Raw genomic sequence first — 25,690 nt, forward strand, 5'->3', positions numbered from 1 at the left:
AAGGGCTGCGTATTACAACCCCGTATATTTTTATAGGGTATCCGTCAAGGCACCAATAAATGACATATTACCGTAGCTCGTAAACTTATCTTATCCCAAATCAACTCGATTTCGCCGGATGGCCAGTTTCTGCAATCTTCACAGAAGAATCTATCTATATTTAAAAGTCCTTCGTAAAACCTGCTGTGATCTTTCCATCCTCAAAGCCTGGATTTATGCTTGTATTAGTATTACTGATATCAACATTCTTACGCCAAGTCCGCACTGATTTCCATCTGCTCAAAACGAATTGAGAGCATCAATTACATAGGATTGTTCTTCGGTTTTCATCCCATTATACATTGGCATTGAAAGTACTGTATCAGCAAAGTTTTCAGTTATCGGCAATGAACCATGTTTGTATCCAAGATACTGATATGCCTCTGATAAATGCGGAGGAATTGGATAATGAATAATTGTTCCTATACCCTTTTCATTCAGGTAATTCATCAAATCATCTCGTTTATGACATCGAATTACATATTGATGCCATACACAGGTTGCTCCTTTTACGAGTAAAGGCAGACTGAATTTTGAATTTTGAATTTCTGTACTATATCTTGCTGCTATCATATTTTTTTCTTCTGTTAATTCCTGGATATGAGATAATCGAACTCTTAATAATCCTGCTTGTATTTCATCTAACCTTGAGTTTGCGCCAACAGTCTTGTTATAATAACGTTTTTCACTTCCATAATTTCTAAAAATCCTAAAATCTTTTGCAAGTTGTTCATCGTTTACCACAACAGCTCCGGCATCTCCAAAAGCACCAAGATTTTTAGATGGATAAAAAGAAAAACATCCGACATCACCAAAGGTTCCTGTCATTTTTCCTTCAAAACATGCTCCATGTGCTTGTGCACAATCTTCAACTAGTCTTAAATTATGCTTTTGGCATATTTGTACTATTTTATCCATTCTGGAGGCCATCCCATACAGATGCACCACTAAAACTGCTTTTGTCCTTGAAGTAATTTTTTCTTCTATTTTTTCTGTATCTATTCCAAAACTTTCATCTGGCTCTACAAAAACAGGCGTTGCACCATTGATGGTAATCCCCATTATACTGGCAATATAGGTATTACCTTGAACGATCACCTCATCTCCAGCGCCAATACCAAGAATTCTAAAAGCAATCCATAGCGCATCCAAACCACTAGCAAGGCTTACACAATATTTTGCTCCAGTAAATGCTGCAAACTCTTCCTCAAAAGATTTGACTTCCTTTCCTAACACATACCAGCCAGACCGCAATACCTCTAGAGCCTTAGCTTCAAATTCGTTTTGATATTTAAAAAATCCTCTGTCCATACGATTAGGCATTATTTCCATCAATTTTATAATCCTTTCTCTCAAATCCCTTGACCGATCCTCTATCAAACTGCAATAATTTTAATTTTTTAAAATTTCTTCGGTATCTAGCCAACTCAGTTGTTCTACATTTTCAATAGTTTCATAAAAATGTCTTATATTTCTATTAATAAACCCATCATTGATTTTTTTGTAATCAATCTCCAAGAGTTTTTCAATTATATTCTTAGAGAAACGAAATTTAATAATTTTTGCAGGAACCCCTCCTACAATTGCATAAGGAGGTATATCTTTAGTCACAACAGCCCCTGCTGCAATAATTGCCCCCTGTCCGACGTGAACACCAGACATTATAATCACCCGATAACCTATCCATACATCATCATCGATAATAATATCACCTTTTGATATACCTTCACGCTGCTGTCCTAAACATTTAACTTTAAACGGGAAAGTCGATATATTCTGTGTAAAATGATCTGCGTTTAAAATAAACATTACCTCTTGAGCTATCGAACAATAATTTCCAATCTTTAAATGTTCATCTTTTCCCCAGTTTAATACACGGATTGCTCCATAAGTATTTTTTCCGACACAAACGGCTCCAACGTCAAACTGATTGGCCGCAATTGTTGTATTATGTGAATTATATTTTCTCCATGTCTTCCTAAACTGGATCAATTTTAGTCTATTTAATATGCTAACAAACACTGTTTCTCTCCTTGATATATTATAAAAGTCTCTGGATTACATCTCTTTCTCATAGACTGCAAACAACATAAAAAATAATAATGCTGTTGGATTAAAAAAACTGGATTCGGCAATAGACGTAATTAACAAGTAAACGATAGTCATTAACATAGCAAATCCTGCATTTTTGTTTAATCTCATTTTTCTCATTGATAATTTTAAAAAATATATGATGATGAATAAAAATAAAATTAAGCCCAGAATCCCAAATTGAGAAAAAATTGTTGGCCAAAATAAATCTGATAAAAATGCGCTGTAGGAAGGGCTCATCCCCCAATTATACGGATACTTCAATGCAACATACAATGGTGAATAATAATTAACTGCAATAGAAGATCCAAAAGTAGCATATCCAGTACCAAATGGAAAATGGCTTAACATTAATTTTAGGCCATCTTTAAATAATATAAGTCTGGGGGAATATAAATCTATAGAACCAAAATAAGCTGTCAATTGATCCCTGGCAATGAACGCCGTTCCTATTATACCTAAAAAATATGTAAAGTAATAATTTTTACTTTTAACATATTTTATAATAATATAGACAAACCAATAAACTGCAAAGAATCCCAGCGCTTTTCCTCTCAGCGTTGCAACCCCAAAAAACGTAGCCATAAGCATATATTTCAAATTCTGTCCATTTCTGTTATTATAGCCCAAATATATCAATAAAACAGCAGCACTTGAAGCTAAATAGGTTGCATGAGGAAACATTAACTGCAGGCCGTACATAAAGTAACGATAATCACTTTTAGGGAAGAAGGGAGACAATACAAGATCATGCAATGTAAGCAAAAACAATATCAGGGTTATGAATTTAACAATTCTTGTCAGCCCTCCAGAAATGTTTTTATTCTTTTTTGACGCATAAATTATTACTGCTAAATATCCAATTAAAAACCTAGATGTCAAAAGAAATGCGTCGATAAGCATAGGAATTACTGGTTGATAGTGGTATATGCAACTGGATATAAACCCAATCAGTAAGAAACCAAAGGCGATGCATAATACAAAACTCTTTTTTTTGAATACTATCCTATAATTACAAATAATATAACATAATAGGATAATAGTAATAAGTTCATCTACATGTTTAAAAAAGAGGTTTAGAAGAATGTTATCTGAAATCGAGTCTAAACAAGTAATAAACAATAATAAGACAAACAAAATTGCTGTATTAAATTTTCTTAAATTTAATGTCGATGAAACTTTCATTATATTTCTCCAGATAAAGGATAGAAATCTATTTCTTTTTCTTTTTTAAGATTTCTTTCAGTGCTTCTAAGTAGCCGTGACCGAATTTGAGATCAGGTTCCATATATGCTCCTTCTCCCCATTCATTCCAGGCATTTAAAAATATGAGCCTATGTTCTTTATCTCTTCCTTCTACACATTTAATTGCATTTTCAGCAGCAGATTTAAATTTCTCAGGAGTACTGCCATAATAAATCATCGCCTTTCTTCCTGATCTGGGTGACCGATCTCGTTTTGGAATTAACTGCGGATAAATAGATTCTTCAAAATCTTCCGGCATAATAAAATGATTCATTATAGTATCATACTTATATCTATCTAATACAATACCCCCAAAATATTTTCTCAAAAAAGAATGTACTGCTTTATGCAGTACTCCTGTAGCCTTAAATTCTGCATACTTTAATGTCACAGAATTAATGCCATCGTATCCTTGTGATAATATTCTTTCGTATCTTGGTTTTGTTAAAGTATCAATTTTCTTCAAATTTTTAGTATTCATAACAGGTAATGCGTCATACTTACATACAAAATAAATTCCTTTTAAATTATTTTGAATAGCTAAGTTTGTCCATAAATCAATAAAATGTTTAGAATCAGGTATATCATCCGGCTGAAAAATCACAAAAAGCGGTTTCCCGTCCACTGTAATGTATCTTTTATCTTTAAATGCTGGCAATACGTCGAAAAAATGATCTATATAATCTTGATCGCCAGGATATAATTGTTCAAAAATCATAGAATCAGAAGAGAAGCTTTTTCCTTTTTCCCAGCTTCTTGTGGTCCAGCTATGATTTGCCCAACCTAGACAAAAAGGAAAATCCGGTGAACCTGATTTTAATACTTCGTTAAACGGCATATCAAGTACCTTTTTCCCATTTCCAAACCAATAATGCCAGTAGCAAAAGCCTTCTATTCCACAATCTGCTGCTAATTTTGCCTGTGCTTCTCTTACTTCTGATAACCGTAAATCATAAAACCCTAAATCCGCAGGAATCTGTGGCTGATAATGTCCTTTAAACAAAGGTTTTGCTTTCGCTACATTTGTCCATTCTGTAAACCCCGGACCCCAAAATTTATCGTTTTCCGGAACAGGATGATACTGCGGCAAATAGTAAGCAATTACTCTAGCTCTCATTATAAATTTCTCCTCTAAATTAATAAATCAGAATAAACTTTAAAAATTTTTTTATAATAGACTTTTGACGTATAATATTTATCAAAAATATCTTTTGAATACCGTTCCATTTTCTGATATTCAGAAGCATTTAAGTTTTCCATTTTATCAAAACATTTTTTTAAATCAGAAATATCTTTGTTTTTAAATATATATCCATTTTTATTCTCAAAAATCAGCTCTGGGATTCCACCTAAATCCGATCCTATTAAAGGCCTACCAAGCTGTAGAGCCTCAATAGCGGAATACGGTCCATTTTCATACCACTCTGACGGTAAAATTACAGCCTTTGAATTTCCAACAAGAGTTTTTAATTCTATTCCACTTTTGAAACCAAGCATTTTTACATTTTTTATTTTATTCTTATCTATATATTTTTCTAAACGTTCTTTTAAAGGGCCTGTGCCCACAATGTACATTTCTATTTTACTTTTAACTGCTGCTTTGATAAGGGTTAATACTCCTTTTTCTTCAGATAATCGCCCAAAATATAAATAATATTTTTTGAGATTTTCTGGAATCTGTATACACTCAGTATCAGATTCTAAAAAATTTGGAATATGCACAATTCTTTCTTTTTCAATCCCAAACTGCTCTAATTTTTTTTTATAAAATAGACTCGGTGTAATTATTGTTGAAATGGAATCATAGCTTTTTCTAAACTTATGTACATATCCTTCAATTACATTTATACTACTTTTTACAAAAGAATCTTTAACACAGCGATTCTTTAGACATTGAAAATAATGCCCATGCATGCATTTTTCGCATATTTTCCCATGACTCATCATTTTATAGTTTAAACAAACCATTTTCAAATCGTGTGCTGTATAGACCGTTGGGATACGATATTTCTTTATCACATCTAAAATAGAAGGAGAAATTTGATGTTGAAATATATTTAAATGGATTATATCGGGCCGTGTAGCTTTAACCAAATTCTCGAATTTTGTTTTTGCTTCGGTTGAATATATAATATTTTTCGCTAATTGAATTTTTTTTAATATAGTATTTTTATCATTATAATCAACATTATTGACAAAATATTCAGAATAATCAGACGGAAAATTCCTTTTATCCTTCATAGAAAAATCAATCACTTCATGTCCGTGTTGTTCTAAAAGTTTTTTCAAAGAAAAATAGTAAGTTTCACTACCTCCCTTTATATAAAAAAACTTGTTAACCATTAATATTTTCATGTTCCTACCTTTTCAACATCTAAAAATGTTGCCTCATACATGTCTACAATAATTTCCCAATTGTAGATTTCTCTTATCCTTTGTTTTGCTTTTTCTTCATAACATCGGATCTGATCAAAAAATAATTTTTCTGATTCTACGATTATTTTTGCAAGATTTTGTTCTTCTTTATTCCAATAGATTGCTCCATCTTCAGCAACCTCCCGATTAAACCCTACATCCAACAACAAGTTCAATTTTGTGCTTCCCAGTGCCTCAAGCAGAGAAGGATTGGTTCCGCCCACTTCATGACCATGAAGATATCCATAGGCATCCTCACGAATCTTTTTTAACAATTCCTGGTCATATACCGTTCCAACAAACTTGATCCTCCTATCACTTTCAAATATTGTCTCCTTTTTTAATCTTTCATAGAACTTATTTTTTTCTACATTGGTGATCAAAACAAAATCCTTCTTTGTTTTACATCTCATAAATTCCCGGATCATAGTCTCATAATTGTTTTCCGGGACAAACCGGCCAACAACCAGATAATATTCCTTCGGCCGGATATGAAATTGTTTGTACCAGTTTGTCAATATTGGATCATTATCTTTTAAAGAAGATTTCTCAATATCAGCACCGTAAGCAATAAACGTCGTATTAGGATGATACATGCCATATTCTGACCGAATATATCTTTCAATATTTTTTGAATCGCATATTAATAAATCCGCGTGTTTTACCATACGTTTTTCAGAGGACTTCCAATATTTTTTAATAATCCAGTTCCATTTATCACGCATCCATTCATGGCCATCCGGATTGATATATAATTGGACTCCCAATTTATTCATCTGTCGTTTATAATGACCGATGAAAGGTCCGATCCTGCATGCTAGGATGTAAACAACAGCGTCTGTTATCTTATGTTGCTTAATATAACTAATACACCATTTCAATGCGGCAAGGTCATAATAAACAGCTTTTGCCGCTCCAATGTTTGGAACATGTACATTAAAACAATTAGCCCCATTATATTTAAATGTCGTTTTATCTGCATTCATACACGCTACGTAATATTGAATTGACGCATCTTTTTGATATTCCGTTAACTTTTCAACAAATGTTTCAAATCCTCCATATTTTGCAGGGATTCCCTTTGATCCAATGATGAAGATATGCTTTTTTTTAACAGATTTCATGCTTTACTACCCTCAAATAATAGTTATTATTTTGCCCCACTGCTCCTGAGAACTACCTGAACTGTTCGCAAAATAATCTCAAAATCTCTCTTCAGTGACCAGTTGCTTATGTAATCCACATCCATCGCAACAATTTCTTCAAAATCTTTAATATCACTTCTACCGCTAACCTGCCACACACCGGTTAATCCTGGAGTCATGCTAAGCCTGCGTTTATGATATCCTTCATATTGTTCAAACTCATCTACTGTTGGCGGTCTTGTCCCTACTAAACTCATATCACCTTTCAGCACATTCCAAAATTGAGGTAACTCATCAATGCTTGTCCTACGAATGAAATTACCTATTTTCGTAATTCTAGGATCATGTTCCATCTTAAACATAAAGCCTTCCATTTCGTTTTGATCCAGTAATTCCTTTTTTCGCTCCTCCGCATCTGCATACATAGATCGAAACTTATATATTTTAAATATTCTTCCATTTCTTCCCACTCGAAGCTGAGAAAAAAATAAAGGCCCTGGTGATTCCAATTTGATTAATGGTCCAATTAGAAGTGTAACAACTCCGGTAATCCCTAATCCCACAAATGCACCAATAATATCCACCACTCGTTTTATTACAATCATATGTAAAGGAGTATTTTTCTGAACAAATGAAACCGCATTATATTTACCTATTTTTTGTAAATACTTTTCTGTATCAATCTCCATTTCAAATAAGTGAATATTTAAATCTACAGTTATGCCCATATCTTCAAATGCACAAATCATTTCTTTGATAGGAATAAGCTGATTATCCGGTACATGAATAAAAACTTCATCCACTACAGAACGAATAGCGTACTGTATCATTGTATCATAATCTGCAACTATAGGAATAGATAAAATTTCTTTTCCCACCATATTTTTGTCAATAATAACTACTCCTGTAATCCATAAATTCCACGTTTTTTCTCTAATAATATTTTCAATTATTTCTTTAGCCCTGTCGCTAGTAGTTACAATCAGCATTTTCCGGCTCATGGAACTATGCTTTCTATAGTGTAACATGTATAATCGATAAATTCTATGCATAATCTGCATCCACACTAAACTGAATGCCATGGTCATAATATATATAAATCTTGAATAATCCCTGGCATCATCAATCAAATATGCTGCTGTTGCCATAAATGCAGCTGCCATAACATTTGTTTTAATGTTACAGATTAACTCCTGCCAAAAACTTCTTTTAAAAAAATCATGGTTTGGATTAAATACTAAATACAATAAAGTCAAAACAAAAACCGCAATAAATAAACGATAGAAAACCATTTTTTCAGGATCTACCGGGAACGTTCCTCTAAACCTTAAAAAAGTCATTAGAAAATACCCAATTGATATTCCCACAATATCAATTGTAAATATAATCAAATTCTGTATCTGAGAATTTTTAACATTCATACTTTATCATCCTACCCCTTGTATGACTCAGTTCATTTCTTTAATTTCTCTTTGAATATCTTACAAGATATATTATAAATAAACTTCCTAATGACAAAATAAATCCTGCTGCCGCACCGATAACAGTGTTCTTTTTAATATTTATCGAATCCTTTATTTCTGGCTTCTTAGACTGTTCCAAAATTACAGGTTTATTTTTTTTCAATGTCTTGGTAATCGTCTCAATTGTAGTGTCCAAAACTGATTTTGATATTTTCATAGTACGTTTTGAGTCTCGCTCCGTAACTATAAGTTTGATTATCCTTGCACCTTCTACCTGTTCCACTGCTATAGCACTCTTTACTTTATCCGGTGATATATTTGCTTTTTTAGCAGCTTTATCACTGATCAAATCAGTTTTTATTAATGCCATATAATCCTGCATCAATTCATTCGCATTATCTCTGATCAACACTTTATCAGAGGTCCTTGGAACTGTTACATATAATTGAGTTGTAGCCGTATATAACTTCTTGTTTTTAATCTTACTAAACCCAAATACCGCGCCTGCACATATGAACACAGCTACTATAATAATAATCCATTTCGACAAAAAGTATTTACACATATCAATCAAGTCAATTTCAATCTCGTCATTTTCGTTCATAACCGCTTCCTTTCCTACCAGCTATTTATTTTGTTTCTTTAGATTCAGAGTCATATAACTACCAAAACTTCCTATTCGTCGTAATATAATCTACTTTTTTACCAATAAAATCCCAAACTTTTTCTTCATTATCCACAGTCCACAAATTTACCAGTACTTTAGAATCAAGAAACTTCTTCAACGTCGCATCAGAAATCGTCTCATAATTACAGTCTAGCGCAATTCCTCTTTTATAATAATAGTTAATCATCCCTGCGTCTGCATTATTGGTCACATGCTGAAGCTTAACATTTGGCATATCTTTAACAATTTTCCTCATCTCAACCATGGTATCAAAATCATAGGCAATGAACATATATTGTTCGCCGTCCATTTTTTTCTCCACAGTTTCACTTAATTTCTGTAAATCACCTTCCTTAACTCCCTGCATCCTGCTGTCCGCAACTCTTCCATTGGTTGTATATTCCATCTTAATTTCAATGACCGGGACCATTCCTTTTTCTTTACACACATCAAGATATTCGTCTAAAAATGCTACTTTATTTGCTTTCGGATCATTTTTATATTTAGAATACCCGTTGCCGCTGATAATCTTTAATTTACGGATCTCCGCCTCGGTCATATCTTCCGGCCTCTTGTCAACACCACATGTTCTTTTTAAGGTAGTATCATGCACGGCAACAAACTTACCATCTTTCGTCATTCGTATATCTGTCTCTGCGCCCCAAAAGCCTGCATCTCCTGCTAGCTCAAATGCTTTTACCGTACTCTCCGGCGCCTCAGAACTTAATCCGCGGTGTGCAACAAAGTTTGCATCACTGCTTTTTATTTTGCCAATCACCCTCACCGGATAACTTGCCTTCTTTTTGCTTCCATCCGCTGCGGTTGCTGTTATCGTCGCTGTCCCCTGTCCCTTTGCATAAATCTTTCCGGAAGAATTTACTGTTGCCACCTTAGTGTTTGATGACTTATATGTAACCTTTTTATTATAAGCGTAAGACGGCGACACTGAAGGCTTTCTTGTATAATACTTTCCCTGTTGAAGTACAGCCTTACTTGTATTAAAAGAAACCTTGGATACCTTTTTCGTTTTTACAGTGACTCTGCATCTTACTTTCTTAGATTTTTGTGATTTTATTCTAGCTGTTATGTAAGCCTTTCCATTCTTCTTGGCAGTAACAACTCCTTTAGAGTTGACTGTTGCAACTTTTTTATTGCTGGAATACCACTGTATTTTCCTTTTCTTCGCCTTAGACGGCGTAATTTTTACTGTAAACTTTTTCGTTGTTCCTCTGTACATGGTCTTTTTAGAAGAAACATTAGAGAATTTGATTTTTTTCACCTTAGGAGTTTTGGCTGATACACTATTTGTGCCCATCAAAATAAACGCCATACATAATGATGCCGTTCGCAGTAAAAATTTTAGCTTTTTCATACTACACCTCATACTTTCTCTCTCATGCTGATCAGTAAATATCAGTCCCCATCCTAACCCTATCTCTGTGATTCCCTATTTTATCACAAAAGTAACATATCTACAACATATTTGCCTAATTCTTTTAACAAATTCAGACATTTCTCAACTGCTAATGAAAGTTTTTTCACTATAATTTTATTTTCTTGATGATCTCATTCCCACTTTTGTCTATGACATATACGGTATAATAACGGCCTTTTTTTCCTTGAAATTCTGCTTTCCCTTTTTTATTTTTTAATTTCGTTCCTTTTTTCCCTTTTTTAAAATAGGAAACTGATTTTTTCCCTTTTGCATATCTGAATTTCAATGTCTTCTTGCTCTCATCTGAAGCTGTTATTTTAACCTTCGTACTTTTTCGGCTCTTTCTATATTTTTTCACTTTAAGCTTCGGCGCTTTCCCCGCAGTTATTTTTACTGTCTTTACTGTCTGATTTCCCGCATTGTCTCTGGCATATATCGTATAATAGTCTGTCTTTTTAACTTTAATGGAACTGTTTTTTACAGAATAACCCCTTTTCCCGTTTGCAAAGTATGAAGCAGTCTTCTTGCCCTTTATGTATTTTACTTTTGTAATTTGCGTACTGCCTCTTTTCTTCGCACTTACCTTTACCAGAGAATAATTCTTTTTCTTTGATGTCTTTACCGTAATATATGGAGGATAATAATTGGAATTGACGGTCTTCTCAGCATTTAAATACCCGCCGGAAGCTGTCTTTCCATTCAAGCTGCTGAGTCTGGTTGCTCCGCGTTTCAGCGCAGATTTCACCATGGCCGGTGTTACTCCCGGATATTTTGCATAGATCAGCGCCGCCGTACCCGTCACCATTGGAGCTGCCATGGACGTTCCGCTTTCAATGATTCCTCTTTCTCTGACACCCAGCCCAAAGATATCAGTTCCGGGAGCAGCCAAAAGCACACTCTTTTTCCCGTAGTTTGAATACCCGTCTAAATATCCGTTGTAATCCAGATTCGCAACAGATATTACGTTGCTGTAATTATAGCTGGCAGGATAAACAGGATACCGGTCATTATTATTTCTCTCATTTCCGGCGGCACAGATAAACAGCATATCTTTATTTTCTTTTATGACATCCCGAAGCATCCTGTCATTTTGATAGGACCCAAAGCTGAAATTGCAGATTTTCGCCCCCATCTTTTTTGCATATTTAATTCCTTTAATGACGCTGAGTGTTGTCCCTTCTCCCTTTTTTCCGCCCAAAACTTTTATGGACATCAGCTTTACATTTGTACCGGACGCAATGCCTGCGATGCCGTATCCGTTATTGCGGACAGCAGCAATCGTACCGGCACCATGGGTACCATGGTCGTCTTCATAAGAGACATACTCCTTGGAGACTCGATAATACTTATTTGAAAATACCTTATTGTTATTATTATAGAAATTCCACCCGTAAATATCGTCTTTATAACCGTTTTTATCGCTGTCTTTTCCGTTCTTCTTTTCTTTCGGATTTTTCCACATGACAGATTTCAGATCAGGGCTGGAATAATCCACTCCCGTGTCAATATTTGCAACGATTACTTTTTGGGTATTATTTTTGTTCATCTGTTTCCAGAGATTCTTTATATTAATATCCAATCCTTTTTTCTGTGAAATAGTCTCGTCCTGTCTCCCTTCTTGATCATAGACATAATCTGCGAGATTCGATCCATAGTTCAATAGCCCCCACTGTACATAAAAGAATGGATCATTGACTCCTGCTGTCTTCATCGCAGTCTCTTTCCCTGATGTCCTGCCGTTTCCGTCTACAAGCCGATAGACATAGTTTGGCTGAACATATTCTACGTCGCTGTTTTGATCCAGTTTTTTAACTGCTGCTGCCGTCTCTTTCTTCGTATCTGTCTTTACGACAGCCATGGAGTCGGTCACCTGCTGTGCATCTCCCGGGGACTCATTCATGATGTTTTCCTTCTCATTCTCGGACAGGCCGTCTTTAAACTTTACAATGACTTCCTTTGTTTTATATTCATCTGTATCTGTGACAGAAACCGATGTATTTTCTGCTGTGTCCGCCTTTACTTCCTTTATCTCCGGCTGAAAAAGCGAGAGATTGCCTACAAGGCAGACTGCTGCCAATCCTCCGATTATTTTTCTCATATAACTCCTCTTTTCTTTCTCATTATTACTATATAAATAATAAATATACATCCGGCCATACTGCTGACGGCAGCCCCCGGAACCAGCCATGGCGTCCGGTATCTTAAAGTGATCTTGTGTTCTCCCGGCTTCAGCACCAGCCCCATATACATTCCATTTGTTTTTATGATTTGCTGCTTCTCTCCATCAACTTCGGCTGACCAGCCCTTGGAATACGGAATCGGAATGCATAATAATTTTGTTTTCTTCGTCGTGATCTCTCCGTTAAAAACATTATTCTTATAGGAAATATTTTTTAATGAATTACGTTTTCTGTTCTTCATCTCCTTTTTCATATCCTGCGGCTTCACAGAAATTAGCGAAACCTCATCCACCTTATACGTTCCGGTACTCGGAAACTGGAATTTAAGTTTTCCGCTGTCCGATATCTTCATCAGATAATCATGCCTTCCAAAATAGTAGGAGCTCATCTTATCCTGAATATAAATATGGTGTTCCTCCGAACCGTCTGTCACATCAATTCCACGGTTTCCCTTTTTCCCTTTCAAAGCAATCTCGCCAATATTAGACTTATTCTTTGTCAACGGACTGTAATGAAGATTTTTTATATAAATATAGTGATCTTTCTCCGGATCGAGTTTTAAACGGTATTCTTTACTTTTACCGGCCTTATTTACAGACGTACTGTGTTTCCCGGAAAGAATTTTGTCTTCTGTCTGCGCTGCCAGGCCGCTCTGCTTTTTCAGGCCTTTTACCTCATCTTCCAGAACCGCACATTTCAGCATGGCCTGCTCCCGCTCTGCTCCATTCATTGTATCATATTTTTTTTGGCTGATCCATGAATCATAGGTATAACCAAACGGAAGTGCATATGGATTTTCATACACCCTCGATTCTTCTGTTTCATCCAGGAGACGGTATCCCTCCAGCTTCTGGCTTCCCGGCACCGTAATGTATTTTACAGAGGCAAGACTTAAAAGTCCCTGCCTGAGGTCCAGTCCATGGTATTTATCTGCGTACTGCATTCCCAAAGTCTCATAACTTTTTACAGCTTCCATTATCTCCTTTGGAATAATGCTGTAATAGGCACTGACTGTATTCAGCCCATCCAACAGTCCATAATTGTGAAATCTCTGGCCCTCATCGTGCACCCTGACCAGCTGTCCGCCCGCCTGTTTTCTCAACCGTTTATTTTCCTCTGTCTGAATCGCTTTCAATGCCTCTCCTGAATCTAAAAATTCACCGGCATAGTACCTTCCCCCGTCACCAAAGCGGTAAAACCCATGGACTCCTATACTGGCCACAACCAGGACAGCAACGGCAATCCGAGTCACCATATGTTTATCATCCATTCCTTTCCACTGAAAGAAGAGGAAGACCAAATAAAACAAGAACAAAAAGATGCCTGCGATGTAAGCCCCATCATTTTTAAATACTTCCGGCTTGCTCAGCTCTGCCACTTTGATGATCAGATTATAGATTGAAATGCCCACCAGAATACCGATAATCTGGCGTTTTGACATGTGAAAGAGCCTCGGATACATCTCTGCCACAAGCAGTGCTATAATAAATGTAAACGCAAAACTCCAGCGGTTGGTCACATAAGAAAAACCATTGAAGATATATCCGAACACCGGGAGTGCCAGGAATATCATGCATCCGACAAATGCCATCTTATACTTTTTGTGTTTCATTCTTCTTGAATACATCAAAAATAATACAACGATGCCGGCAATCGGAATGAAACCTACGTTGGTAGACTGTCCGCTGTTTCCGTACCCCACAAAATTTTCCAAAAACAAAACGTAATATTTGAAGGGATATGCGATCAGATTGTGGACCTGTCCGCCTCCCCGTCCATTTCCTAAAAATCCATAGACTGCGGGCAGAAGGATCACTGCCGACAGGGCAACTCCCAGTATATAATATCCTGCAAAGTTTCTGAGCAGAACAAAAAAATTCTTCAGCCGTTCCTTTGTATAGTATTGGTAAAAGCGAATCAGCGCATAAATTACCGTAAAAATAGTCAGCATATATAAGAAATAAAAATTGCTCATAGAGGCCACAGCCGTGACAATAATAAATAAAAACGGCCGTTCCTTTTTAAAAATCTTTTCAACACCAAGGCATAAAAGCGGAAAATAAATCATCGGATTGATAAAAAACGGATGCCTCAGCCCTGACCGAAACGTAAATCCGCAGAATACATAGACAAGCGCCCCTAAAACAACTGCAAAATTATTTTTGTTCATCTTTCTTCCATATGCCATAAATGCGGCACCAGAAAGGAACATGCGCAGCAGAATCATGAAGTTATACATAGCCTCGGTATGTTTCACAGGCACAAAGATATACAGAAGATTCAGGGGATCTCCGATCGCATAATAATTTAGAGTCGATAAAATATCTCCCCCGTAACCGAGACTCATATTCCACATAGGAAGAGACAGATGGCCTGATGCAATATTATTAAACAGTTCCCGCAGGTAATGTCCCCAATAGGCCAGTGATTCAAAATGCTGTGACAGCCCGTCCTCTACCCCTGCGGCCCAGACAAAAGATTTGCCCTCCGCAATAAATGGATAAAATGCTGTAAAGCACATGAAAACAAATAACACGAGATATAGTAAATAATATTTTCTTGTATTCTTTTGTGGCGTCATGAATGTCTCTCCTTTAAATCTGATCTTCTTTTTCCAGAACAAAGCTGTCAAGATATGATATCATAAATTAAAATATGATTTATTATATCATAGACGACTATATATTTCCATATTGCTGTTCAGATCTTTGTTAATGTAAGAAATTCTTCATATTGTTGCAAAATATTGTATGTAATCTTATAATGTAATAAGTTAAAATCTATAGAAACCGAAAGAGGAAATCAATATGATAAATATAATAAAAAAATTATGGAACAATCAAGGGCTCCGTTATGTTTTTTTCGGAGGATGCACAACACTTGTCAACCTTTTAATTTTTAATGTTTTGGTGTATGCCTGCCAAGTAAACTATACAATCAGTAACATTATTTCAGTAGCTTCCGCTATCGTATTTGCTTTTGTTGTGAATAAGATTTTTGTATTTGTATCCAAAAGTTCTTCCTGGAAAGAAGTATGGATTGAATTCTGCCGTTTTGTTCTGGGGCGTCTTTCTACAATGATCATCGAAGTCGGCGGTGTTTTTGTTCTCGTCCAGTATATCAGCCAGGCAAAATGGCTTGCAAAGCTGGAAACTCAAATTATCGTTACAATCGTAAACTATTTTATCAGTAAATTCCTTGTATTTAAAGAAACAACTGCAAAGGATGAAACAACTTTATGATCTTGCGCTAAAAATTTTTTGACCATGGCATCATTTCATTATATTATCATTTTGTTACATTTTGAGTGACAATATAACAGATATTTTTATAAAGTTAAATAATCTTACAAAACATCGAACTCTCTTGAAAACCTCTGCCTTTGATTCTATAATAATGTAGCTTATATAACTCATCCGTTATATTCGATTTTACATTCAAATTAGAAACCCTCAAAACGGAGGCCGTCATGAAACTTGACCGTTCACAAAAGATAATCATATGCTTCACTCTAATTTTTGCCTTTGTCCTGGCAGTACACAGTACTTCTCTGCCGGTGAAAGAAGATGCTACAAATAAATATTTGGACACCTTGGATTTAAAAGGTGTTGACCGCCTTATGATCGTGGCACATCCCGACGATGAATCTCTGTGGGGCGGCGCCCATCTGGCAAAAGACCGGTATCTGGTTGTGTGCCTTACCAATGCAAGTACATACCATCTCACTAGATATAAAGAATTCAAATATGCCATGAACGTGGCCGGTTCCCCCAGTATTATGCTGAACTACCCGGACTATGTCAACAGAAGACGCGTCTCATGGAAACCATACAAGGGCCGCATTGAACAAGATATCCTGACTTTACTTCGGTATAAGAAATGGAAAGTGATCGCTACCCATAACCCTGAAGGGGAATATGGGCACCCTCACCATATCGGAACATCTAACATCGTAACTTCTGCCGCAAAAAAAGAACATGATTTTGACCGGCTCTATTATTTCGGCAGATATTACAGGCAGCTCCCTCCTGACCGGCCCATCGGTCCGCCTCAGGATCCAAAATACATGCGGGTCAAAAAAAGGATGTTTCCCTACTATTACAGAGAACGCAGAACGATACGAAAACACCGGCAGATGCACTACTATGAAAATTGGGTCAAAGCGACTGACTGGGATTCATAGCAAAACAGCGGAAGGATTCAGATCCCTCCGCTGTTTTTAGTTTACGTTCTTTGTCTCTGTTATTTCTGATATAATATATCTCGGCCGCATTTTCACTTCTTCGTAGATTTTCGACAGATAATATCCGATCACTCCCAGACTGAACATCAGAATGCTTCCAATGATCAGCAGAAGCAGTATAACTGTCGTAAAACCGGCCACAGCCCTTCCGCTGAAATACAGATACAGTGACTGTACTGCCAGTACGATTGCAAACAGGAAAAAGATCACACCGCAGAATGTAACCACCTGCATTGGCACAGCACTGAACGAAGTAATATTGTTAATGGCATATTTGAACAGTGACTTCATGGACCACTTTGATTCTCCAGCCTCGCGCTCCTGGACATGAAATTCCACATAAGTAGTCTTAAACCCAACCCAGGAAGACAGTGCCCGGAAAAACACATTCCGCTCCGGAAGTTTCAGAAATTCATCCACAGCGGCCCGGTCAAGAAGCTTAAAATCAGATGCCCTGGACATATCGACCCCTGTGGCATTGCTTATGATCTTATAAAATGTTTTGGCAAAAAATTTGTGAAGAAATCCCTCCCTGCCTCTCGAGGCCTTAACGCCTTCGATCACCTGATAACCCTGTTCCCAAAGCCGGTACATTGTGATAAGAGTCTCCGGAGGATGCTGGAGATCGCAGTCCATGACTGCCACACAGTCTCCGGAGGCATTGGCGAGTCCCGCAAACACGGCTCCTTCTTTCCCAAAATTTCTGGAAAAACAGATTCCCTTAATATTTGAATTCTTCTTTGAAGCTTCCTTAATCCGTTCCCATGTCTGATCTTTGGATCCGTCGTTGACAAAAACCAGCTCATAGCTTATGTCTTCATTCTCCATCAGCCGGGCGATTGTCCCGGCCGTTTTTTCTATCATCTGTTCTTCATTATAAGCCGGAAGGACGATTGACATTGTCTTCATAATTAGGCTCCTATTCTGATACTGTGATTTTTACCTGTACGTTTCCTATGATGTCCATATTTTTTACTTCTTTCAGCTGGACCTGGACCGTATGCGTGCCGGTTTCATAGACAGAGACGTCAATCTTCGGATTTAAATCCTTAGCCGTCAAATCGTCTACAACGGATTTCAGCCCCGTCACTTTGATCGGTACTTCAGACTGGTCGAATTCAATCTTATAATTATTTTCATTATTGATCAGCTGGATCTGATCCGTGGAGAGAGTGATCGTCCGTTTTTTATACTTCTCAATGTTTGCTTTTACGACGATATCTTCGATCTTGCTTGTGTCTTTTACAAATGTGATCCCTTCCGGCAGTTTGATGTCCGCTGCTTTGATGGTCTTTTCTATACTTTTTGTACTGTTGCTTATGTCGATCGTAGAAAGCGCGATCTCATCGACCTGATCCAGTGCGTCCTGCTCACCGGTAATCTCAATCTCCTCAGGTGAATAGTCGATACTTCCAAGGGCATAGCCCTTAGCCGGAGTTCCCTTTGTCTTGACTACAATCGGCACGGTTTTAGTCCTGCTGAATTTTATTTTCACTTTTACTTCATCATTGTCCAGCTTCAGCCGGGACTGATCTACCTGTTCTCCTTCACTGTCATAGCAGACAACTTTATGAGTGATCGAGATGTCCTTTTTCAGGCCGGTAACGTCCACGATGACCTTGATGGATTTTACCTGCTTAACCACACTTTTTGGCCCTGAAATGGATATCAGGTTCGGCGCGGCCGTTTTGCTTCCAACTGCATAGCCCGATGCCGGTCTACCCGTTGTCTCTACCGTTACCGGTACCTGGACTCTCCTCAGGTCTTCCAGTTTCACTTTAACGCTTTGGTTGTTGCCTGATACAATCTCCAGCTGATCTGCAAATTTCAGCGGTACAATCTTAATAGGAATTGAATTCACTTTTGACATGGAAGATACATCTGCGGTAGCCCGGAAGTCACTTTTCTTGAGCTTATCGAGGACTGTTTTTTTGCCTTTGACCGTAAAACTGACGGTTGAACCCTCCGTGATCTTATAAGTCCTGTTCAGTTCATCCAGCACCTGTTCATTGAGCATATCCACAGGAATATTAGAAAAAGATTTTGTGATCACCGGGTCCTCTGTATTAATGACAAACAGCCAGAGAAGGATTGCAAGAACAAGAGAGAATACTTTTAATATGAGATCATTTCCTAATTTTTCTTTCATTGCGGTTCAATCCTTTCCAGAGTCTGAATTTTCTTCCGTCGCTGTAATCACTCTTTACCACAGCCAGTCGGTCTCTCAGCTGCTGCGGGGTCAGTCCCCTGTAAATCCTTCCTCCCTGGGCAATGGAGACACCTCCCGTCTCCTCTGAGACTACGATCGTCACACTGTCGGAAACTTCGCTGATTCCCACCGCTGCCCTGTGCCTGGTCCCCAGTTCTTTTCCTATCTCAAGACTGTCACTCAGCGGAAGGTAGCAGGTTGCCGATACGATCCGGTTGCTTCTCACGATCACTGCCCCGTCATGAAGCGGGGTATTATGCTCAAAAATATTGATCAGAAGCTGGCTGCTCATCTTCGCATCCACAGGAATCCCTGTCCTCTCGTACTCTCCCAGCGGAACCTCTCTCTCCAATACGATCAGTGCTCCGGTCTTAACCTTTGACATCTCGATGGTAGCGCGAACGATCTCCTGTATCGTCCGGTCTGTATATCCTATTTTCTCATCCCGGCTCTCATCTGAAGAAAAAAGATTTACGATAGGATTTTTCCTACCGAGCTGTTCCAGGGCATTCCTGAGTTCCGGCTGAAAAACGATGATCGCCGCAGTCACTCCCACTCCCATTGTATTATTGATGAGCCAGGAGATCGTGTGCAGCTGAAAAACATAAGCAGCCATTGCCACGAAAACAAGCAGCATGATCCCTTTTAACAGCGTCCATGCCCTTGTATTTTTGATCCAGCGGGCAATTTCATAGATCAGCACGCTGACAATCAGGATATCCAGAATATCTGTAATTGACATCTGCGGAATGGACAACCAATATAAATACTTTTCGATGACTGATAAAAACTGCTCCAAATCTACTCTCCCTTATGTTTTTTAAATCCAAATTTCTTGCCTGAAGGATTGATCTTTGTAATATTGATTTCCTCTTCGTTGACCCTGCTCTTCGGAATCGCTTTGACGTAATAGTAATAATCCTCGTCCTCGAACTCCATCGTCTCCTGTCTGGAATAGTCAATGACAACTTTGAAAAACTGCATGATCATGACCGCCAGGATGCTTAATGCCGCGACAGCCAGTTCCCCTGCGATATCTACACGGTTGCCCGTAAAAAACCCTCCTACGAGGACAACGATTACATAGGCAATCCCTCCGATAAAAATCGAAAAGTACCATCCATAATCCACCTGCATTTTTCGAATGCCCACGACCAGTGCCGCTACAAATATAAAACAGAGGATATATACAATCAATTCCTTATTTTCTATAGTTCCCTGAAGCACAAAATTATACAGCTGACTTCCGAAGGAGCCGTTGTTTACCTGTACAACACCGCTTTGGACCGTCATAGCAAAAATATATAAGAATGTGCCCATGACGATGGCCGGAATCCCTGTAATGCCGATAAAAGAACCTACATAAAGCGGCACCACAGCAGGCAGATGAAAAAAGAAAAATACCGGTGTCATAAACAAAAGGTATCTCATCCCCGGAAACATTCTCTGATATAACAGATAGTAAATACCAAGTATTATGAAATATAAGATTCCAATCTCAACAGATACCATGGATAAATGAATGATGATGATCAGATTGCAAAGTAAAAATGTCATTGAAAATGGAAGAAACACACAGATTCCTGCCAGAATCAGGATACTGAACGGCTGATTCAACACTTTGGAATACCCAAACAGGGAGTTTATCACATAAAAGATAAACACTCCTCCGATAAATTTTCCCACCGGGCCGCAAACCTGCCAGTGGGAAGACAGGAAATTCAAAATTTTTTCTCTATAAATCAATAATTTTTCCATCTGCCAACTCCTCTGCATCCATATCTATCTTAGGACTGTTGTCCTCTTTTTCTTCCTCTTCGTAAACTTCAAGAAGCTTTTCAAGCTGTCTTTCATAAGCTTTGATTCGTACCATGGCCTCATTATAGCGCTTCTCTGCCCTTCTTCTGGTAGACTTTACATAGCAGAAAAAAAGAATCCCGAAACAAATCAGTATTAGTATTGCCGGAACAGCAATCGTTCCCTTTCTCATCATGGAAATCACATCCTCCATGCGGAAAATAACGATAATCCCTGTTAAAAGAAGCAGTGCAACCACTAAGGCCACGCCTACTTTCATCGTCTCCATTCTTACATAATCACCGCAGCTGTACCGGTTTATGCGTAAATCTCCGGTTCCCTCTTTTTTTTCATATTGGGCCAGGGACGTCATAATCTTTACTTTTTCTTCTGAAATCACAGGATGTACCCCTCCTTCTTAGCTGCATATCTGGGCATGGTGACATTATATCACAAAACAAGGTACAGACCAAGGAGTCTGTACCTCATAATTTACTCTTTTATTTACTTCTCTGCTGCGGCATACTCTGTCAGGGATACCGGGTCCTCCAGTACCTCTCTCTCAACTCTGAGTATTCTGTCCTCTCCGGACCGGACAGACCATTTTACGAGAGAAATCCGATTGTCTTCAATTTCAATACATGTAATACACCTGGGATGCACACAGCTTCCGGAATTAAAATAGGTTCCTTCTCCCGGTTTTGAAAACGCCGGCCGGTGCGTATGCCCGGCGATCAAAATCTTTTTTCTGCTGCTGCCGTAATCGGCCAGTCTTTTTTCGATCCGCTCTTTAGCCTTTCTCGGACGTCCGGCTCCGGTGGGATCTAAAAACCCGATCAATTCCATATATCTCCATACATATCTCACTAAAAACCTGGAAACCGGCCAAAGGGTATCGTTCAGAAAATCTCCCTGATGTCCGTGTACCATAAAAATTTCTTTTCCATCTTTTCTGTTTCGGAAAATCAGCCCCTCCCGGACAGAGATATCCGGAAAGAGAGACTGCACCTGATGGGCAGCATCGCAGTAATAACATCCGCAGTGCCTTTGCATATAGCTTTTATTCCGTTTCACGATGTCATGGTTTCCATATACCATATAAAGCCGTTTCTCTTCGTAGAATCTCGACATCATCCAGAAAATGTCATCATGAACCTCTACGATTGTCTTTAATTTTCTGTTTTCCCACAGCTCGTCACCGTCTCCAAGCTCAACATAGGTAAAACCTTTCTGAAAATAATACTCCAGTGCGCCAAAACACACTGCCTGGTTAGCCAGAAAATTATCTCCTGCATTTCCCTGTCCTCTGTGGCAGTCACTCATAACTACCAGTTTTGTGCCGGAATCAAATGGTATAACTGGAACATGTTTATATACCTGATCCAATTTCCGCTCTACTGCCCGGCAGTTCATTCTTCTCTGTGCTTTCCGCAATGATGACAGGAATCTGACGGCCGGCAGCAGCAGTCATTGGAATCACACTGCCGTCTCGGCGGACAGGATCGGCACGGATGGCATGGGGGTTCCGATGGACATGGCGGATGCGGTGGACACGGCGGTTTCGGTGGACACGGCGGCTCTGGCGGACACGGCGGTTTCGGTGGACACGGCGGCTCTGGCGGACACGGCGGCTCTGGCGGACACGGCGGTTTCGGTGGACACGGCGGCTTTGGCGGATGCGGCGGTCTTGGCTCGGGCCGCTTTCCCGTCAGCCAGTCTTTGATCCATCCAAATGCTTCATAAATTCCTTTTGCGTAAAGAGAATCCACAAAGATTGTATAGAGCTCCGGCATGACAGCCTTTATATATTCAATCTTATCAAGTGTATTTGGATATTTTTCTGTGGTAAATTCATACAGCCTGCAGTTATTTTTATTGGTTTTCTGTACAACAGCTTCCTGAATGCCGTCTCTGGCTTCCGGCTGCACTGAATGAGGTTCCGTATAATGGATATTCACAGTATTCCTGCGCACCGAAAATTCTCTTCTTCTATAACCAAGTTTCTTCAAACTATCTATAAAAGAATCCCTCATTTCACGGTTTGGAAACGTGATGGATGCGTCCATAGTAAGAGTATCCGTCTCTGAAAACTCACCGAGTTTAAAGCCGGTCAGCCACCAGTGGACCGCCCTGCGGCGCAGAAGAACTTTTCCGTTTTTCCTCAATACATAAGATAACGGAAGTCTCTCATCATCCCGTATATTTTCATAGAAAGTTCCTTTGAATTTTTCGTGATCGATATCCTCCCGTTTTGTGTTGTAGATACCGATCTCTCCTCCTGTTGTTATTCCATACTGTCCCTTCCACAGTTCGATCAGCCATCTCTTTCCTCCATAGGAGAATTCAACAGGCTCACAGTCCATGATCATATTAAACATCGGCGCTGCTTCATCATAAAGCCGGCAGTATCCGACCTCACGCTGCCAGCAGTCCATCAGTGAATAAAAGTAGTCACCGTTTATTTCATATGCAAACCCGGCATCTTTCAGGTCGGCATTTAATTCCATTTGCTGGCGCTGTATATCCGCAGTCGGACGGAAACGGCGGCTTCTGATACGCCATATGATCAGGGCAATCAGCACAGCCGCTGCTACAACAGCCAGGATAATGATAATAGATGTTGCTAACACAATATTTCTTCCTTTATTTATCTTCGTAATACATTTTATTCCACATCTCCTTTTTTCGTTACTTTTTGACTTTGACTAAAAATTCTTTCAATTTCTATTTCTTGACCATAACAGAAAAGGACACCTCTCTAACATATTTTTTAGAAAAGTGTCCTTGTAGTACTATATATTTATCTGTACTAAGATCGGGTTTATTTTAAAAAGCTTTAAGATTTAATACAGCTTTGCTCCCGCCGGAATCCGGTCATCCACCATCAGCAGATTTAATCCCTCTCTTCCGCCTTCCTCGTGTACTGCTGAAATCAGCATACCCTCAGAATCAATGCCCATCATCTTTCTCGGGGGCAGATTTACGATTGCGACTGCAGTCTTTCCAATCAGTTCTTCCGGTTCATAATACTCGTGAATACCGCTTAAAATCGTGCGTTTCCGGTCTGTTCCGTCATTCAGAGTAAACTTCAGAAGCTTCTTGCTCTTCGGAACTTCCTCACATGCCTCGATCTTCACGGCACGGAAATCGGACTTGCTGAACGTGTCAAAGTCAATCATTTGTTCAAAAAGCGGCTCGATTTTTACATTGGAAAAATCAACTTTCTCAGCCGTTTTTTTCTCTGCTGCTGCAGCTTTTTCCGCCTTTGCCCCGCCCTTCTTGGCATCCAGTGACTTCATCGTCGGGAATAACAGCACATCCCTGATCGCTGATGAGTCTGTCAGCAGCATGACCATTCGATCGATTCCAAAGCCAATGCCTCCTGTCGGCGGCATACCGATCTCTAACGCATTCAGAAAATCTTCGTCTGTGGAATTTGCTTCTTCGTCACCCTGGGCAAGCAGTTCTTCCTGTGCCTTAAACCGTTCTCTCTGATCGATGGGATCATTAAGCTCAGAGTAGGCATTTGCCATTTCCCATCCGTTCATGAAAAACTCAAACCGTTCCACATAGTCCGGATTTTCCGGCTTCTTTTTTGTAAGAGGAGAGATCTCCACCGGATGATCCAAAACAAAGGTAGGCTGAACAAGTTTATCTTCCACAAACTCCTCAAAGAACAGATTGAGGATATCTCCTTTTTTATGGCGCTCTTCATATTCCACATGGTGTTCATCCGCGGCTTTCCTTGCGTCTTCAACCGTATGGATCTCGTCAAAGTCAACACCTGCATATTTCTTTACAGCATCAACCATCGTAATCTTTTCAAACGGTTTGCCCAAATCCATCTCAATGCCATTGTAGGTAATCGTGGTGCTTCCCACGACTTCCTGTGCCAGGTAGCGGTACAGGTTTTCTGTCAGCTCCATCATTCCATTATAATCTGTATACGCCTGGTATAATTCCATCAGCGTAAATTCCGGATTATGTCTGGTGTCCACACCCTCATTTCGGAATACCCGGCCGATCTCATACACTTTTTCCAGACCGCCGACAATCAGTCGCTTTAAATAAAGTTCCAGAGAAATACGGAGTTTTACGTCTTCATCCAATGCATTATAGTGGGTCTCAAACGGTCTGGCCGCTGCTCCCCCGGCATTCGGCACCAGCATCGGTGTTTCTACTTCCATAAATCCCTGTCCGTCTAAGAAAGAACGGATCTTGCTGATGATCTTAGAACGTTTAATAAACGTGCCTTTAGATTCCTCATTCATGATCAGATCCACATACCTCTGGCGGTATCTGGCATCGGTATCCTTTAAGCCATGGAACTTCTCCGGAAGGGGCTTCAGACTTTTTGATAAGAGTACAACCTCTTTTGCGTGGATGGACTTTTCCCCGGTTTTGGTCACAAATACAGTTCCTTTGATTCCAATGATATCTCCGATATCCATCTTTTTAAAATCCTTGTATTCCTCTACACCGATTTCGTCTCTGGCCACATATGCCTGAATACGTCCCTCAAGATCCTGAATATTACAGAAAGAAGCCTTTCCCATGACCCTCTTGAACATCATCCGGCCTGCAACAGACACTTCTTTTCCTTCCAGTTCTTCAAAATGATCTTTGATCTCCATAGAGTGGTGCGTTGTATCATACTTCATGATCTCAAACGGATTTTTCCCTGCACTCTGTAATTCTTCCAGTTTATTTCTGCGTACCCTGACAAGTTCGCCCGCATCTTTGTTCTGTTCTGCCACTTTC

General features: G+C 38.8%; 21 protein-coding genes. 2 read left to right on the top strand and 19 right to left on the bottom strand.

What is annotated here, in order from left to right; genetic code table 11:
* Positions 1 to 279 precede the first annotated feature (279 nt).
* From ANCC_RS13620 to ANCC_RS13670, 11 genes are all read right to left on the bottom strand, one after another.
* Entirely contained in the window at positions 280 to 1,371 is a 1,092-nt protein-coding gene (locus ANCC_RS13620; protein WP_006565715.1) for a DegT/DnrJ/EryC1/StrS family aminotransferase, read from the bottom strand.
* Between the two features lie 60 nt (positions 1,372 to 1,431).
* Positions 1,432 to 2,061: a CatB-related O-acetyltransferase gene (locus tag ANCC_RS13625; RefSeq protein WP_006565716.1), complete on the bottom strand. Its 630-nt coding sequence runs from the start codon at positions 2,059 to 2,061 to the stop codon at positions 1,432 to 1,434.
* A gap of 36 nt (positions 2,062 to 2,097) precedes the next feature.
* Positions 2,098 to 3,315: an O-antigen ligase family protein gene (locus ANCC_RS13630; protein ID WP_006565717.1), complete on the bottom strand. Its 1,218-nt coding sequence runs from the start codon at positions 3,313 to 3,315 to the stop codon at positions 2,098 to 2,100.
* Between the two features lie 28 nt (positions 3,316 to 3,343).
* Positions 3,344 to 4,492: a glycosyltransferase WbsX family protein gene (locus ANCC_RS13635; RefSeq protein WP_006565718.1), complete on the bottom strand. Its 1,149-nt coding sequence runs from the start codon at positions 4,490 to 4,492 to the stop codon at positions 3,344 to 3,346.
* Between the two features lie 14 nt (positions 4,493 to 4,506).
* Positions 4,507 to 5,730 (bottom strand): glycosyltransferase family 4 protein, encoded by a 1,224-nt coding sequence (locus ANCC_RS13640; protein WP_006565719.1) that lies wholly within the window; start codon positions 5,728 to 5,730, stop codon positions 4,507 to 4,509.
* Positions 5,727 to 6,914, bottom strand: a complete 1,188-nt coding sequence (cps2T, locus tag ANCC_RS13645) for a beta 1-4 rhamnosyltransferase Cps2T (RefSeq protein ID WP_006565720.1) — start codon at positions 6,912 to 6,914, stop codon at positions 5,727 to 5,729. The genes ANCC_RS13640 and cps2T overlap by 4 nt, the downstream gene beginning before the upstream one ends.
* Positions 6,915 to 6,940: 26 nt before the next feature.
* On the bottom strand, positions 6,941 to 8,356 hold the full coding sequence (locus ANCC_RS13650) for a sugar transferase (RefSeq protein ID WP_006565721.1): 1,416 nt from the start codon (positions 8,354 to 8,356) through the stop codon (positions 6,941 to 6,943).
* Positions 8,357 to 8,396: 40 nt separating this feature from the next.
* The gene (locus ANCC_RS13655; RefSeq protein WP_006565722.1) at positions 8,397 to 9,002 is read right to left on the bottom strand and encodes a YveK family protein; all 606 of its coding nucleotides are present in this window, start codon (positions 9,000 to 9,002) and stop codon (positions 8,397 to 8,399) included.
* A gap of 58 nt (positions 9,003 to 9,060) precedes the next feature.
* Entirely contained in the window at positions 9,061 to 10,437 is a 1,377-nt protein-coding gene (locus ANCC_RS13660; protein ID WP_006565723.1) for a glycerophosphodiester phosphodiesterase family protein, read from the bottom strand.
* Positions 10,438 to 10,606: 169 nt separating this feature from the next.
* Entirely contained in the window at positions 10,607 to 12,598 is a 1,992-nt protein-coding gene (locus tag ANCC_RS13665) for a S8 family peptidase (RefSeq protein WP_050754272.1), read from the bottom strand.
* The gene (locus ANCC_RS13670) at positions 12,595 to 15,261 is read right to left on the bottom strand and encodes a YfhO family protein (RefSeq protein ID WP_039946154.1); all 2,667 of its coding nucleotides are present in this window, start codon (positions 15,259 to 15,261) and stop codon (positions 12,595 to 12,597) included. The genes ANCC_RS13665 and ANCC_RS13670 overlap by 4 nt, the downstream gene beginning before the upstream one ends.
* 226 nt (positions 15,262 to 15,487) lie before the next feature.
* Between ANCC_RS13670 and ANCC_RS13675 the strand changes: the two genes are divergently transcribed.
* Together ANCC_RS13675 and ANCC_RS13680 are read left to right on the top strand one after the other, a co-directional pair.
* Positions 15,488 to 15,922: a GtrA family protein gene (locus ANCC_RS13675; RefSeq protein ID WP_006565726.1), complete on the top strand. Its 435-nt coding sequence runs from the start codon at positions 15,488 to 15,490 to the stop codon at positions 15,920 to 15,922.
* A gap of 227 nt (positions 15,923 to 16,149) precedes the next feature.
* Positions 16,150 to 16,863 carry a PIG-L family deacetylase gene (locus tag ANCC_RS13680; protein WP_006565727.1) on the top strand — a complete coding sequence of 238 codons (714 nt, stop codon included), beginning with the start codon at positions 16,150 to 16,152 and terminating at the stop codon, positions 16,861 to 16,863.
* A 36-nt stretch (positions 16,864 to 16,899) separates the two neighbouring features.
* On the opposite strand, the gene ANCC_RS13685 is transcribed toward ANCC_RS13680, so the two are convergent.
* The 8 genes from ANCC_RS13685 to lysS all read right to left on the bottom strand — a co-directional run bounded on the left by ANCC_RS13685 (position 16,900) and on the right by lysS (position 25,686).
* A complete protein-coding gene (locus ANCC_RS13685) occupies positions 16,900 to 17,832 on the bottom strand; it encodes a glycosyltransferase family 2 protein (RefSeq protein ID WP_006565728.1) in 933 nt (310 codons plus the stop codon).
* A gap of 10 nt (positions 17,833 to 17,842) precedes the next feature.
* A complete protein-coding gene (locus ANCC_RS13690) occupies positions 17,843 to 19,072 on the bottom strand; it encodes a CdaR family protein (RefSeq protein WP_006565729.1) in 1,230 nt (409 codons plus the stop codon).
* Positions 19,050 to 19,874: a diadenylate cyclase CdaA gene (gene cdaA / locus ANCC_RS13695; RefSeq protein WP_006565730.1), complete on the bottom strand. Its 825-nt coding sequence runs from the start codon at positions 19,872 to 19,874 to the stop codon at positions 19,050 to 19,052. The genes ANCC_RS13690 and cdaA overlap by 23 nt, the downstream gene beginning before the upstream one ends.
* 59 nt (positions 19,875 to 19,933) lie before the next feature.
* A complete protein-coding gene (locus ANCC_RS13700) occupies positions 19,934 to 20,890 on the bottom strand; it encodes a hypothetical protein (RefSeq protein WP_006565731.1) in 957 nt (318 codons plus the stop codon).
* On the bottom strand, positions 20,868 to 21,329 hold the full coding sequence (locus ANCC_RS13705) for a hypothetical protein (protein ID WP_006565732.1): 462 nt from the start codon (positions 21,327 to 21,329) through the stop codon (positions 20,868 to 20,870). The genes ANCC_RS13700 and ANCC_RS13705 overlap by 23 nt, the downstream gene beginning before the upstream one ends.
* 104 nt (positions 21,330 to 21,433) lie before the next feature.
* Positions 21,434 to 22,342, bottom strand: a complete 909-nt coding sequence (locus ANCC_RS13710; RefSeq protein WP_006565733.1) for a metallophosphoesterase family protein — start codon at positions 22,340 to 22,342, stop codon at positions 21,434 to 21,436.
* A complete protein-coding gene (locus ANCC_RS13715; RefSeq protein WP_006565734.1) occupies positions 22,339 to 23,559 on the bottom strand; it encodes a DUF4474 domain-containing protein in 1,221 nt (406 codons plus the stop codon). The genes ANCC_RS13710 and ANCC_RS13715 overlap by 4 nt, the downstream gene beginning before the upstream one ends.
* A 213-nt stretch (positions 23,560 to 23,772) precedes the next feature.
* Positions 23,773 to 25,686 carry a lysine--tRNA ligase gene (gene lysS / locus ANCC_RS13720; RefSeq protein ID WP_006565735.1) on the bottom strand — a complete coding sequence of 638 codons (1,914 nt, stop codon included), beginning with the start codon at positions 25,684 to 25,686 and terminating at the stop codon, positions 23,773 to 23,775.
* Between the last annotated feature and the right edge of the window lie 4 nt (positions 25,687 to 25,690).

The organism is Anaerostipes caccae L1-92, from assembly GCF_014467075.1.
GTDB lineage: Bacteria > Bacillota > Clostridia > Lachnospirales > Lachnospiraceae > Anaerostipes > Anaerostipes caccae.

Bases quoted from the DNA above. Each gene is read 5' to 3' on its own strand.
- ANCC_RS13620 (WP_006565715.1), bottom strand. From the start codon at position 1,371: ATGGAAATAATGCCTAATCGTATGGACAGAGGATTTTTTAAATATCAA.
- ANCC_RS13630 (WP_006565717.1), bottom strand. From the start codon at position 3,315: ATGAAAGTTTCATCGACATTAAATTTAAGAAAATTTAATACAGCAATT.
- ANCC_RS13635 (WP_006565718.1), bottom strand. From the start codon at position 4,492: ATGAGAGCTAGAGTAATTGCTTACTATTTGCCGCAGTATCATCCTGTT.
- ANCC_RS13640 (WP_006565719.1), bottom strand. From the start codon at position 5,730: ATGAAAATATTAATGGTTAACAAGTTTTTTTATATAAAGGGAGGTAGT.
- cps2T (WP_006565720.1), bottom strand. From the start codon at position 6,914: ATGAAATCTGTTAAAAAAAAGCATATCTTCATCATTGGATCAAAGGGA.
- ANCC_RS13650 (WP_006565721.1), bottom strand. From the start codon at position 8,356: ATGAATGTTAAAAATTCTCAGATACAGAATTTGATTATATTTACAATT.
- ANCC_RS13655 (WP_006565722.1), bottom strand. From the start codon at position 9,002: ATGAACGAAAATGACGAGATTGAAATTGACTTGATTGATATGTGTAAA.
- ANCC_RS13660 (WP_006565723.1), bottom strand. From the start codon at position 10,437: ATGAAAAAGCTAAAATTTTTACTGCGAACGGCATCATTATGTATGGCG.
- ANCC_RS13665 (WP_050754272.1), bottom strand. From the start codon at position 12,598: ATGAGAAAAATAATCGGAGGATTGGCAGCAGTCTGCCTTGTAGGCAAT.
- ANCC_RS13670 (WP_039946154.1), bottom strand. From the start codon at position 15,261: ATGACGCCACAAAAGAATACAAGAAAATATTATTTACTATATCTCGTG.
- ANCC_RS13675 (WP_006565726.1), top strand. From the start codon at position 15,488: ATGATAAATATAATAAAAAAATTATGGAACAATCAAGGGCTCCGTTAT.
- ANCC_RS13680 (WP_006565727.1), top strand. From the start codon at position 16,150: ATGAAACTTGACCGTTCACAAAAGATAATCATATGCTTCACTCTAATT.
- ANCC_RS13685 (WP_006565728.1), bottom strand. From the start codon at position 17,832: ATGAAGACAATGTCAATCGTCCTTCCGGCTTATAATGAAGAACAGATG.
- ANCC_RS13690 (WP_006565729.1), bottom strand. From the start codon at position 19,072: ATGAAAGAAAAATTAGGAAATGATCTCATATTAAAAGTATTCTCTCTT.
- cdaA (WP_006565730.1), bottom strand. From the start codon at position 19,874: ATGTCAATTACAGATATTCTGGATATCCTGATTGTCAGCGTGCTGATC.
- ANCC_RS13700 (WP_006565731.1), bottom strand. From the start codon at position 20,890: ATGGAAAAATTATTGATTTATAGAGAAAAAATTTTGAATTTCCTGTCT.
- ANCC_RS13710 (WP_006565733.1), bottom strand. From the start codon at position 22,342: ATGAACTGCCGGGCAGTAGAGCGGAAATTGGATCAGGTATATAAACAT.